Origin of the sequence: Frisingicoccus sp., from assembly GCA_016298055.1 — a bacterium.
Taxonomy (GTDB): domain Bacteria; phylum Bacillota; class Clostridia; order Lachnospirales; family Lachnospiraceae; genus Frisingicoccus.
Map to the genome: position 1 here is coordinate 1 of JAEDDO010000052.1, position 13,029 is coordinate 13,029.

At 44.0% G+C, this 13,029-nt stretch carries 12 protein-coding genes; all 12 read right to left on the reverse strand.

Translation table 11 applies throughout. The features are described from left to right. On the reverse strand, positions 1-761 hold a 761-nt coding region (locus tag QZZ35_RS05830; RefSeq protein ID WP_330635535.1), incomplete at its 3' end, for a hypothetical protein. 84 nt (positions 762-845) lie between these two features. Further along, positions 846-1,949, reverse strand: a complete 1,104-nt coding sequence (locus tag QZZ35_RS05835; protein ID WP_291236552.1) for a DUF5688 family protein — start codon at positions 1,947-1,949, stop codon at positions 846-848. Continuing rightward, positions 1,949-2,083 (reverse strand): hypothetical protein, encoded by a 135-nt coding sequence (locus tag QZZ35_RS05840; protein ID WP_291236553.1) that lies wholly within the window; start codon positions 2,081-2,083, stop codon positions 1,949-1,951. The genes QZZ35_RS05835 and QZZ35_RS05840 overlap by 1 nt, the downstream gene beginning before the upstream one ends. Positions 2,084-2,097: 14 nt before the next feature. Beyond that, on the reverse strand, positions 2,098-2,403 hold the full coding sequence (locus tag QZZ35_RS05845) for a hypothetical protein (RefSeq protein ID WP_154498883.1): 306 nt from the start codon (positions 2,401-2,403) through the stop codon (positions 2,098-2,100). Positions 2,404-2,430: 27 nt separating this feature from the next. Then, positions 2,431-4,533, reverse strand: coding sequence for a type IA DNA topoisomerase (locus QZZ35_RS05850; RefSeq protein WP_291236554.1), 2,103 nt, complete (start codon positions 4,531-4,533; stop codon positions 2,431-2,433). Continuing rightward, the gene (locus QZZ35_RS05855; RefSeq protein ID WP_291236555.1) at positions 4,533-6,146 is read right to left on the reverse strand and encodes a CD1107 family mobile element protein; all 1,614 of its coding nucleotides are present in this window, start codon (positions 6,144-6,146) and stop codon (positions 4,533-4,535) included. The genes QZZ35_RS05850 and QZZ35_RS05855 overlap by 1 nt, the downstream gene beginning before the upstream one ends. Further along, the gene (locus tag QZZ35_RS05860; protein ID WP_066548945.1) at positions 6,121-6,405 is read right to left on the reverse strand and encodes a cell envelope biogenesis protein TolA; all 285 of its coding nucleotides are present in this window, start codon (positions 6,403-6,405) and stop codon (positions 6,121-6,123) included. Before QZZ35_RS05860 ends, QZZ35_RS05855 begins: the two co-directional genes overlap by 26 nt. Before the next feature lie 19 nt (positions 6,406-6,424). Next, positions 6,425-9,094, reverse strand: coding sequence for a CD1108 family mobile element protein (locus QZZ35_RS05865; protein WP_291236556.1), 2,670 nt, complete (start codon positions 9,092-9,094; stop codon positions 6,425-6,427). After that, the gene (locus tag QZZ35_RS05870; protein ID WP_291236557.1) at positions 9,094-11,544 is read right to left on the reverse strand and encodes a VirB4-like conjugal transfer ATPase, CD1110 family; all 2,451 of its coding nucleotides are present in this window, start codon (positions 11,542-11,544) and stop codon (positions 9,094-9,096) included. Before QZZ35_RS05870 ends, QZZ35_RS05865 begins: the two co-directional genes overlap by 1 nt. Further along, positions 11,486-11,899, reverse strand: coding sequence for a PrgI family protein (locus QZZ35_RS05875; protein WP_291236558.1), 414 nt, complete (start codon positions 11,897-11,899; stop codon positions 11,486-11,488). Before QZZ35_RS05875 ends, QZZ35_RS05870 begins: the two co-directional genes overlap by 59 nt. Positions 11,900-11,931: 32 nt before the next feature. After that, complete coding sequence (locus tag QZZ35_RS05880; RefSeq protein ID WP_066548951.1) at positions 11,932-12,804, reverse strand: VirB6/TrbL-like conjugal transfer protein, CD1112 family; 873 nt, start codon at positions 12,802-12,804, stop codon at positions 11,932-11,934. Positions 12,805-12,807: 3 nt separating this feature from the next. Beyond that, positions 12,808-13,023: a Maff2 family mobile element protein gene (locus QZZ35_RS05885; RefSeq protein ID WP_002582189.1), complete on the reverse strand. Its 216-nt coding sequence runs from the start codon at positions 13,021-13,023 to the stop codon at positions 12,808-12,810. Positions 13,024-13,029: the final 6 nt, after the last annotated feature.

A 13,029-nucleotide genomic window follows, 5' to 3' on the forward strand; every position in this document is an offset into this window, starting at 1 on the left:
GCAATCTGACGCTCGTATGCCCCTATTGTCCTTCCAATTTCCATAAGCAGGGGCTTACACATTTCCGTAGTTGCATTTCCAATGACAGCTAATGACTTTGTATTATTAAATTCGTGGATATATTCAAAATTCATGTCATCTTTCCACAAATCCATATCGGCACCGCATCGGGATAGCAGGGTAAAGGAGATACTGGAAGCCAGCGTTTCCCTCAACCTAATTCCAAGATTCAGTTCATCCAGATCATCAAGGAAACTGCCCTCTTTCACATAGTTTAGCTCCGGTAAAAGTTCCTCATAATAATCCTGGGCAATCCTGTCAGCTATCTCCATAATCCTCTCTTCAAAAGGCATATTTACATCGGTTCCACCATAAGTCTTTTCAAGCTGTGCAAGCACAGGAGCCTTATGTTCCTCCTTAAGTTCCCACAGATTTGGGTCACGCCCGATTCTTCTTGCCTTATGCACATCTGATACATCAAAGACATATTTTAATCTCGGACGTTCGCTGTCCGTATCAATCAGGGCAATTCCTTTCGCTCCACGGTTGACCCAGCAATTCATCTTTTCATTCCACGTTTCAAGTGAAGCACAGGCTGTAGCATCTGGTCTTTGGGCGTATATTAACATCTGCTCGTTAAAGGGATATTTATACAGTCTTGCAGCCGTGGTCAGAAATCTGGTCCATTCATTTTCGTTTTTAACAATATCTCCTGCTGTCATTTCTGCCAGTGCAGATATATAATGATATTTTCCTGCCATAGATACTCCTTTCGATTCAATTTCTCCTAGTAACAGAAAAGCAGCCCAAAGTGGCTGCCTTCCTGTTTATTATGTATGAAGTGGCTAAATCACCGCTTCTTTCTTTTTATCTGCTGTCGGTTGTTTCCTGTCAGCATCCATCTTCATCACATCATTTTTCTTTTCTGCAAGTCTCTCTTTTAGTGAAGGACGTTCTTTTTTCTCATCACGCTTTTCCGCTTTCTGTTTTGCACGTTCCTCTGCACGGTCACTGCGAAACAGCTCATGTTCTTTTGCATCATATTCATACACATGATCTGAAAGTCGTTCCTCTGGTGCTACCTGTGTCTGGTTCACTTCCTGCACCATCTGTTCAAGGTCTCTTAACTCCATTCCGGCATCTTTCGGGATAATTAGTGTTTCATGCACAGATGAAGGCAGTACATAAAAGTCTCCAACCTTGTCTGCAATTTCCTGTCTGGTATCATCATTTAATATAGCGGCAGCTCCATTTACCTTTGTATCATTTGTCAGAACAAACATTGTATCCGGAACATCCGGTATCATCTGGGATGCCATTTCTCTTGCCTCTGATATGCCCATGCCATTATCCCTTGCAATGTCCCCAGCCATCATTTCTATAATGGTCTCGCTCATTCCCTTGAAGTTGTATGGCTGTAAAACATCCATGTTCAAAAGAGCCTGTTCATGTAAATCCTTAAGGGTAATCCCATACCTTTCCATCAGATTATCTGTAATCGTTATGGTTGCAGTACCTTCCGCATTTTTGTCCATTAAAATCTGATACACAACCGCCAGATCTTCCACCTTGGTGTATGGTTTATCCTCAAGGAACTGCCTGTTGGCTTCCTCATTGATGAGCTTGCACACAATCTTGTCTTTTACGTTATCAAAATCAGTAACCGCAGATACATCCATATCATGGTCAATATAATGTGCCTGATATGTGGCTGCAATCTGCCCAAGCACATCATCCATCTCAGCTCCGTCCTGTATCTGTTCAAAATACGGATTCAGATATACGGTTGGAGAAATATTGCTTTCTTCCGTCCGGATTGTCAGACCATCCAAAACACAGTCATTATTCTTTACTACCTGATGAACAGAAACCGTTGCATCTGCAAATTTCTCCGGTAAAAAATCCTGTATCTGCTCTTTTACCTGTTCTACAAAATCCTTATATTCCATTACTTTCTCTCTCCCTTCCCGGTATTCTTCTGTGATTTGTCTGCCAGCTTTGATGCTTTCGTTCCATATAGCTGATAACGTTTCATTATGCTCTGCTTGTTTGTTTCCGTGATTTCTTTTTCTAACTGTTTCATTCCTGGTTTCCTCCTTACTCTGCATGTGTTCCAAAAGAAAAAGATGTATTATCCTGTTTCTTTGTACTGAATTTAGCTTTTACATCTGCTACCTTATTTTCCAAGGCTCCAAACATAGCCTCTACCTGCTCCGCTGTATATTCATAAGCTGACTTATTGGCAAGGTGTTCCAATCTTCCAATCGCATCAATCGCTTTGTTCATGCGGTATTCACCAAGGCGGATGAACTTCTCCGCTTTGGTTTCATTATTCTTTGCCGCAGGCTCCTCATCCTGTGTTCCGACTCCGTTTACAGTTACATTTTCATTTACTTCATTCATGTTCGTATCCTCCATTTTTCTATGCTGTTACTTACTTCTTTTTGCAAACTCCAGCTTGACCTTATACTGTGAGCCTTTGATTTCCTTGCCATCCTTGGTATAGGAATAATCCTCAATTCCTTCCGGAATCAGGTAAGCATCGTAAGTGCCTTTCTTTCCCTTTAAACCTTTAACGAAAGTCTTTTTCCCCTCCAGCATACTCTTAATCTGCGTATCAGAAAGTACAGTCCCCATAGCCTTGCCAACATTCATACCACACTTATTTTTGCAGTAGGCTCCATATTTTCCCTTTACTACATCACCGCCACATTTCGGACATTTTCCAAGGGCTTCCTGTGCGCTCTGATTTCCTCCAAACATGGATTTCTGCTCGTCACTAATGCTGTGATAGGTCTGCACAAGGTTCTTTACCATATCCGCAATGCCATCCATAAATTCCTGCATGGAATACTCGCCCTTTGCAACAAGGGTAAGGGCATTTTCCCAATCAGCAGTAAGTTTCGGAGACTTCACCACATCCGGAAGCACCGTAATCAGCTTTATTCCGTCCTCTGTTGGGATCATCTGCTTTTTCTCACGCTTCACGAAACCGTCCTTAACTAACTTCTCTATAATGTCTGCTCTGGTGGCAGGTGTACCAAGTCCCTTACGCTCCACATCGTCACTCATGTCCTCGTTTCCGGCTCGCTCCATTGCAGACAAAAGGGAATCTTCCGTAAAGTGTTTTGGGGGATTTGTGTAATGCTCACTGATCTTTGTCTGTACCCCGTCAAAGGTCTGCCCCTTTGAAAGCTCCGGCAGTTTCTTCTCCTCCTGCTCTTTATCTTCCGTTGTCTTAAAAGAACGCTTAAAAGCATCTTCAAAATCTTTCCATCCGTTTTTTAAGACCGACTTGCCGGAAGCAGCAAAGGTGTAACCGCCACAGGAAAGCTCTGCCTTAACCGTTTCATAAAGATGTTTCTCCCCCGTAGCACACAGCAGTCTGTTGGCCACAAGGGATAAAATCTTTCGCTCCGTTTCCGGCAGGGCTGCAAGGTCAGCTTTTGCAATCTCCATGGTAGGGATAATTGCATGGTGGTCTGTGACCTTTTTACTGTTTAAAACACGCTTAATATCCGGATTAAACATCATATTTTCCTCAAACAGAATGGAACTGAAAATCGCTTTGATTACGTTTCCGGCAGTCTGCTCCATATCGTCAGACAGATACTGGCTGTCCGTTCTCGGATAGGTACACAGCTTCTTTTCATAAAGACTCTGGGTGTACTCCAAAGTCTGTTTTGCAGTAAACCCGAATAAGCGGTTGGCATCCCTCTGAAGCGTGGTAAGGTCATAGAGCTTCGGCGGTGCCACCGTCTTTTCTTCCTTTGTCACAGACGTAACAAGAGCCTGTCCGTTCAGACAAGCTCCTGCAACATTTTCTGCTTCTGTTTTACTGTCAATCCTCTCTGTGACCGCATCCACTCCGCCGCAGAGGATATGAGCCATAAAATACTGCTCTTTCTTGAAATTCATAATCTTTGCTTCACGTTCCACAAGCATTGCAAGGGTAGGTGTCTGTACCCTGCCCACCTTTAGCACCTTGCCGCCATATAAAACGGTAAAAAGCCTTGTACCGTTGATACCCACAAGCCAGTCCGCTTCCTGTCTGCAAAGTGCGGAATGGTATAAATGATCATAGTCACTTCCCGGCTTTAAGTTCTCAAAGCCTTCCCTTATGGCACTTTCCTCCATAGATGAAATCCATAAGCGTTTCATCGGTTTGCTGCATCCCGCCTGTTCATACACCAGACGGAAGATAAGCTCTCCTTCCCGTCCTGCATCCGTGGCACATACCACGCTGTCTACTCTTGTATCATGCATCAGCTCCTTTAATACCCTGTACTGAGCAACCGTGTCTTTCTTGACCTCATGCTTCCAATTCTCCGGTATCATAGGCAGGCTGTCGTATGTCCACTTTTTCCATGCATCAGAATAGGCATCCGGCTGTGCCAACTCAACCAGATGCCCTACGCACCATGAAACAATAGAACCGTTTCCCTCCATGTATCCGTCTTTTCTTTCATCTGCACCAAGCACCTTGGCAATTGACTGTGCCACACTTGGCTTTTCCGCTATCACTAACTGCATTATTCTTCCTCCTGTTCCTCAAAGAAATCATCATCCGAACTTCCCTCTGATTCCTCATCTTCGTTCTCATATTCTTCGTTATCTTCCTCGTCCTCATCTTCGTCCTCGATGAAGTCCTCTTTCTTTTTGCGTACCACTTTGAAATAATACGCACCTCCGATTACTGCCACTGCAAGACCTCCCATAAGGATATAGGAAATCATAGGATTTGCCTGCTCTTTAACCTCCGTTTCTTCCGGTTCCTCGGTGCTTTCTGTATCTTCTTCGGTTCCCTCTGTATCTTCCGCAGCTTCCTCCTGCTTATTTTCCTGTTCTGCATTATTATTTGGCAATGCACTTTCAGAAGTCGGGATTGCAGACTCTAATGCGGCGGAGTTTTTCGGTAAGGTCTCGCTGTTATCAGATGTGGTATTCAGCAAGTCATTTTCCGTAATCTCTGTCAGGAAGTAGACCATTTCTTCCTCTCCATCCCTGTCGATAATCAGATAAAACACCTTGTCCGATGCTGTCTGAATGGTATAAAATTCCTTGCCCTGCTCGGACTGCTTACTCTCCTTATCCTCATTCTCTGCTTTCTCCGAAGCATCCGCTTCCGCCATTGCCTGTTTCTTCTGCTCCGCAGGATTTGTCTGTGAAGTGGTATTCCCATTACTGTCTGTCTTGGTATGCTCCGTTACGGTTCCTGTGGCACTTCCCGGCTTTGTAGCTTCTGCATTGACCGGAAGCTGTTCTGCCGGATTATCATCACTCTCATCTGCCGGGTCTTTGTAGTATGGATTTTTCGTCTTGTAGACCTCCGACATATTTCCGGCATTGTCCATTGCAGAAATGGTAAAATACTCATACCCCGCATCAAATTGCTGCAGACGGATATTCAAAGTTCCGTTTGTAAGGTCTGTAAATTCATATCCGTTAACATAGACTGCTTTCGCTCCGGAATCCGTATCATGTACCTGTACACTCAAAAGTCCGTCACTGACCGCAGCATTAAGCGTAGGCTTTGTGGTGTCAAAACATTTGATTGCACGGCTTCTCTCATAGGTATAATCCTTCTGGTCAGTGACCTGCACATACACCGTACAGTTTTCAGAAACCTCCAGCTTTCTGTCCTCTGTCACATCCGTCCAGCTTCCATTCTGTCCTACCTTCGCCTGAATCTTGGCAATTTCAAAATTTCCTGTGTGTGCCACATCCGCAACCGTAAATGTCACGGTTGCTTTGTCATTATGCCACCCATCCGGCTGATTGATCTGGATTGTGACATTCGGCTTTTTATATGCACAGAGCTTATAATCTTTCACGCATACTTCGCAATTATGGTCGTATTCATACGCACCACATTTATCCTCACAGGTACACTCCGGTTCTTTTACATCGCCACCGGATACCGTATCCTCTTCCGTGCTGTTTTCTTCAGAACCGCTTTCCGTTTCCGGCTCTGTCTCATTCTCGGTACTGTTTTCCTCAGAACTACTTTCCGGCTCTGTATCCTCCGCATGAACACTCACTGCATAATTCCCGTTCATGGCAAATCCCAAAGCGGGCATACAGAACAAAACTGCTGATAAAACAAGCGATAACACCGCCTTAGATGATAGTTTCATTTTTTTCATGGCTTACTGCCTCCTTTTCTGATTGTTGTGTCTGTTCTTCCTGTTCCTTTTTCTTTAACAGATGCAGAATTTCTTCCTCACTGACTTTATTCAGTAAAATCAGCCGTTCCAGAGAGATTTTATTTTTCTCAATGAATTTCATCTTCTCCGCATCCTCTGCCATCTGTAACTGCTCCTCCAAGTCCTTCTGCCTTGCCTGCAATCCTGCAAGCTGCTCCCGGACTTTCAGAAGCTCTTTTTCAATTCTTTCCTTTGTCATTTATCCTCACTTCCTGCTTTTAATTTAATCTTCCAAAACTGTAGAAATGGCTCTGCCAGTATGGTGTATTGATAGAAGCATATTTGATTGGGTCACCACAGTGTATCATCACACCATTTCCGCAATAGATACCCACATGGCTGACAGGTCCCGGCGAATTGTAAGTACCTGTAAAAAATATAATGTCCCCAGCCTTGGCATCTGCCGCTGACACCGGAGTACACTGGTCATATATGCCCTGTGCCGTGGTTCTTGGCAGATTATGTACGCCGCTGTTGGTAAATACCCAGCATACAAAGCCGGAACAGTCAAAACTTGTGGACGGAGAAGAACCGCCCCAAACATACGGATAGCCAAGATATCTTGCTGCTTCCTCCATTAGTGCCTGTACTGTTGCATCATCATAGGAATCAGGTGGTATGACATTTCCCGGCGAACCGCCACCACCCGGACTTTCTCCATAAAGAGTTCCCTCACCCACATCAAAGTAAAATAACGGGTTATAATACTCCCCGTTATACAAACACTCGATATGAAGGTGGCTTCCGGTACTGCTTCCCGTATTTCCCGTTGTTCCTATGGTTGTTCCGTGTGTAACTGTCTGTCCGGCACTGACATTTAATGTATCCATGTGTGCATACTTGGTGCAGTAACCATTGCTGTCCTCTATCACAACATAATTACCATAAGAAGCATCATAGGTTGCTGTTGTAACCGTTCCATCCATCGCTGCCAGCACGGTTGTCCCTGTGGGCACCGCTATATCCACACCACGGTGAAACTGTTCCTGCCCTGTGACCGGATTGATACGGTAGCCGTAATAACTCGACACATAGCTATACCAATACAGATTGAGCGGTGTATAAAACTGCTGTGTCAGTCCATGGGTTTCATTGTAAAGAGCATAGATTTCTTTCTGCTCCTCATTCATGTGTCCGGCTACCACCACACCCAGATTGGTGGCTGTCAGTGTTACTTCAAGTATGGTTACGGTGTATTCTTCTTCCTCCTCATACTCATATTCTTCCTCTGTTTCCTCGCCCGTTACCGGGTCTGTTACAGTTCTCGTTCCTGTCTTTGTGACAGTCCTTGTCCTTGTTTCCGTAGTAGGATTTAAGGTCAGCTCATACATTTCTTCAAAAAGGCTTTCTATCTCACTTTGCACGTCACTTGCCGTAAATTCCGTATGTACTGCCGACAGGTAACTGATTAAAACAAATGGGTCATGTCCTATGGCATCCAGATTGTAGCGGTATTCGTCATAATCCGGATAGTCCGTTTCTATGGCGTTAATTTCTTTCTGCAATTCCATTTCCAGCTCGGAAAACGCCAGGTCCGCAGCATCAATCTCTGCCGGAACACTCATATAACTTCCTGCCAGTGTGGTACTCATACCATCTGAAAACATGGCTCCACAGGACGATATGGCTGTCATGATCATAATCAGGAGCAGTGCAAAGATACCGATTGTTACCAGAAACGAAACATTTCTGCTTGCTATCTCCTGTATTTTCTTGGCAACCTTGGTAATAAAACTGGCTGATTTTGCAGCCGCTTCCTTTGTATTTTTTGCTGTCTGTCCTGCCCTCCTTGCCTTTGCATACTCCCGCTTGATCCGCTGTTTCTGCAATCGTTTCTGCATCTGCTTTTTCAGGGTCTTTTCCTGCATCTCGGGGTTTTCTTCCAAAAACTTCTGATACCGGAAATTGACCTCTTTCTTAAACTGCTTTTTCTCCAGCTTTGCAACTTTCTCTTTCTTCCTTTGCAATCCGCTTTTATGGTTGCGTTTCACAAAATGATAGACATTCTCTGCTGTCTGTTCCGTCTTATGCGCTCCTTCCACAGCAGAATTTTCTTTCTCCACTTCGGCAACCTTGCCATGGGCAAAATTGGAATATTCTGCACCGACTCTACCTGCAACCACTTTTACCGGACTATCCGGTTTGAATTGCTTTTCTTTTTCCACGGCAGTCAGCACATACTTTGCTTTTCCTGTCTTTTCATCAAAGACACGCTCAAAGGAATACTCCTTTTTCTTTGGTATCTTCTTTCTTGCAGCTTCGGTCTTTTTCCCGGCTTTCTCTGCCTTATTTTGCAGTCTGTCTAATTTTTTGCTTCCATGAAACTCCGGTTCCATCCCTTCCGTAAAGGTTTTTTCATTCGTCTGGAAATCACGTTCAAAATCAGATTGTTTTGTCCGTTCCCTGTTCTGATACTCCCGTCTGTGGTATTTTCCTTTTTTCTCGGATTGGTGGTAGGTATCCCTGCAGTGGTAATCATCCTTTTGCTGATGTTCCTCCTGCTCCCTGTTACCATCCTCAGTAAAAGTATTGTTTTCCTGCGAAAAATCGCTTTTCTTCTTACTTTCTGCATCCGTATTCTCAGACTTCAAATCCTTCTGCCCTGCGGAAGGATTTTCACTGTGTCCAAAAGTGTCCTGCTTCTGATACTGCTTTTGATTTCTGTGTTTTGCTGACTGCTTCGACTTTTGGACATTCTGTCCAAAAGCTTCAGACTGTTCCTTTTTCGTAACATCTCCGGAAGTGTCATTTGCATCTCTTGGCTGATGTGTCCCGGAATACTTATGCTGTACTTTTTGCGAAGCAGTTCCCTTCTCGGAACCACCTTTAGCAAAAGCACTCTTATCCCTTGCTAACTCAGCCGACTTGTCTTTTTTATTCTCTGCCACTAATCAACATCCTCCTGCTTTACACTTTCTTCCGGTTTGGTATTCATAATCGCATAGGTCTTTGTGTCTGTCGGGTATTTATCCACAAAAGGAATCACCACGTTATCAAACAGAATCAGACCGGAACCCGGCTCTGAATTGGTCACATGGGAAAGCTGCTTTTCCGAAAGTCCCAACTTATCTGCAAGTATCGCCTGATCCTTTGCATTCTGGTTCAAGAGATAAACAAAATCAGAGTTACCAAGAATACCCTCGATTTCCTCCGACTTTAAGAAGTCACCCACATTCTGTGTCAGACCTGTCGGAATACCGCCCCATTTTCTGAAACGCTTCCAGATTTCCACCGAATAAATGGCAGTCTGCCTCTCCTTTAGAAGAAGGTGGAACTCATCACAGTAATAACGGGTAGCGATTTTTCTCTCCCTGTTCTGCGACACCCTGTTCCATACGGCATCCTGTACGATGAGCATACCCAGCTCTTTCAACTGGTTTCCCAAATCCCTGATATCAAAGCACATGATACGGTTCTTACTGTCCACGTTAGTGCGGTGATTAAAATAATTCTGCGAACCATGCACATACAGCACAAGGGAATTGGCAATACGCTCTGCTTTCGCATTCTTATGGTCTAAAAGGGCATTATACAAATCCTCAAGGATAGGCATATTCTCCGGCACCGGATTTTCGAAATAGGCATCATAGATATGACGGATACATTCGTCAATGATACCCTTCTCATCATTCTCCAGACCGTCCTTTCCTCCGGCAATCAGATCACACAGGGTAATGATAAAATCACTCTTTAATTTCAGAGCTTCCTTATCCCCCTTGTGGCTTAACTGAATATCCATCGGGTTCAGATAGTCTTTGGAATTGGTTGCCAGCTTTACCACCTGCCCATGCAAAGCTCCCACAAGGGCAAAATACTCGCCCTCAGGGTCACAGATAATCACATCATCCCTTGTCATAAGAAAGCAGGATAAAATCTCCCTTTTTGCACTAAAGGACTTACCACTACCGGGTGTTCCTAAAATTACTCCGTTTGGTGTACGAAGCCGCTTTCTGTCTGCCATGATCATGTTGTTTGACAGGGCATTTAAACCATAATAGATTGCCGGTGCAGGCATAAATAATTCCTGCGTACAGAACGGTACAAGAATAGCGGTACTCTTTGTGGTAAGCACACGCTCAATTCCCGTATCATTGCATCCAATCGGTGCGGAAGCCATAAGTCCCTGCTCCTGCAAATACTGCAAACATCTTAGGTTACAGTTTGCCTGCTGAATAATGCCGGACACCCTCTGCGTAATATTTTCAAGCTCCCTTTTGCTCCTGCCATAACAGGTAATTAAGAAAGTCATTTTGATAATCTTCTGGTTACTGGTGTTCAGATCGTCAAGCAGTTCCAGCGTATCCTTTTCATAAGTGATAATATCCGTAGGAAGAATATCCATGTCATACCCACTGCGGACTGCCTTTTTCTGCTCCTCAATCTTCATCTTCTGAATATTGGTCAAAGCACCCTTTAACATCTTGATTGCCTTTACCGGGTCCATCGTCTGCATGTGCATGGTAATGGTCAGGTTATCATCAATATCAAGGAGCTTCTTTAACAGCTCATCATTAAAACGTGGTGCAATAATATCCAGATAATGGACACTGCCATACATCTTTCCTGCCTTAAATCGGCTTGGATAACGGAAGTCAAAGCCCGGCGGTGCAATGTAGTCCTTTACACTCTTACCGGACTCTGCCAGCTCCTTAAATGAAAAACGGAAAGGCTCCATGGTATCCTGATTGAAATACTCATGCAGGATACGCAGTCGCTCCTTTCCGTCAAGGCTTTTGGCGTGGGTTCCAAGGTTTAAAAAGTTCCTGATAACATCCTTTTCAATGTTATTCAGTTTTGATTTCGCTTCCTTATATCCCTTACACTCCGTACCAAAAATAAGATATTTTGATTTAATGATACCATTGTTGCCCTTTGCAGCCTGCTTCTTTAACATTTCCGTGTATTCCTCACGGATATCGTCAAAATCATCTCCCTGCAAAGGAATGTCAAACTGGTCTATCAGCGTCTGCTCGTTGACCTGCCTGTTAAATAAAAACAGTTCAAATCTGATAGACGGGTCAAAATAATTGATGAGCTTGCTGTACTCCTCCAAAATCTCCCCCTGGTCCTCTATTTCCAGAAGATCATAATTTATATCATAAAATTCCACCATTTTTGTGTAGAAATCAGATGTCACCTGACAGATACCATCACGGAACATCTTTTTGAAAGTAATGGTATTCTGTGCCGTGGTAGGTTTCTCCTGTTCCTTATGATTTCCTGCAAGAGTACGCTGAAGCTCTTTTAACCTTTTCTTTTCAGAAAAACTCAAGCCCGCTTTAGGCTTGGCAGTCTTCTTCTGACTGCCCTGTAATTTTGCCTTTGGCTTTTGCTTCAAGGTAACGCACCTCCTTCTTCATTTTTTCTTGTTCCTCTAACCGATTGTAGAGATTTTCTGATTTATAGGGGCGTATTCCCGGTGTCAGGAATTTCTGTCTTATCATAAAGTACAGAATCTTTTCTGCCGGAAAACCGTCCTTTTCATACATTGCCAGAAAGAAAAACGGCAGCATGACAGCCACCATGATCAGTGCGGATACCTGTGTCCCGATGATATCTTTGGTAAAGATATAAAAAGGAATCCCGACCGCACCTGCAGCACCAAAACAGATGAGCTGGCGTTTTGTCAGATTCATTGCCACCTTTGTCTTGATACCGCTTAAATTCTTCGGCACTGCGACTGATATTGCCATAAACAGCCTCCTTCCTGATGTATAACGCTGCTTTAATGTGCATTAAAAATAGATTTGCTAAGGGAACCTGTCTTAAATAAGCTGAAGCACAGGATAACGGTATATGCTGCCACTGACCACAAAGCCGTATGTAGATTGCTCGCAACCGCAACGCTGGATACCAGCACCGCATAGATTGCCACACATACCATGATGAAAAATCCCTGAAATGCCAAAGCACAAAGTCCCTTGATATAATTACTTCCGATGCCGCCCCATTCCCGGTTGCTGAGTGTCGCAAACGGAACCGGAGCCACTGAAACATAAAGGTATATTTCAATCATTCGCCCATATAGCATGACGGTGATTAGCAGGGAAATGATTTTCATACATAAGCTGACAATCATGGTCTCTATTCCAAGTCCTATCAGTTCGCCTATCCCCATGGTGGAGAGCTGGCTATTAAACATGGACTGTAACGTACTCGTCACATCAAGTGTCGTGGAGCCTGTAATAACTCCTGCCGCACTTGTAACGATATGGTTTCCCACATCAAAAATTGCCATGGTAATGTCAGAGGTATAGCTGACAAGCAATACTGCAATACATGCTTTCACAAGATAACGGAAGAAAAACTCGCTTCCCATCTCATGCATGTTATTCTTATCCATTACCATGGTAATCAGCTCATAGCAGAGAATCGCACTAATGATCATCCCTGCTATGGGCACCATGACTGTATCTGACAGGTTGTCTATCATGGAAAAAATACCTGCGTTCCAAGAGCTGGGTGTCTGCCCAACCTCTCCGGCAATTGTTCCTACTTTCGTATTCACGTCAGTAAACATCGTTTCAAGATTGTCCAGCACCCATCCTTGCAGCATTTCCTTTATAAATTCAGTGATTTTCTCAATAATTGACCCCATGAATTATGAGAACAGCGTTGAAAGCTGTGGAATCACCGTCTGTGCCACGATAATGATACCGCCTCCGGACATAAGCTGCTTGATACCCTGTGACTTTGCACCGGGATTATCATTACCATAGCCCTCCAGGAGATTGATAACTCCCCAAACACCTACACCTGCTCCGATCGCGGTTACTACCGTCTTTAATCCTGTTACTGCTGTTGTAAAAAATGACATTTTAAT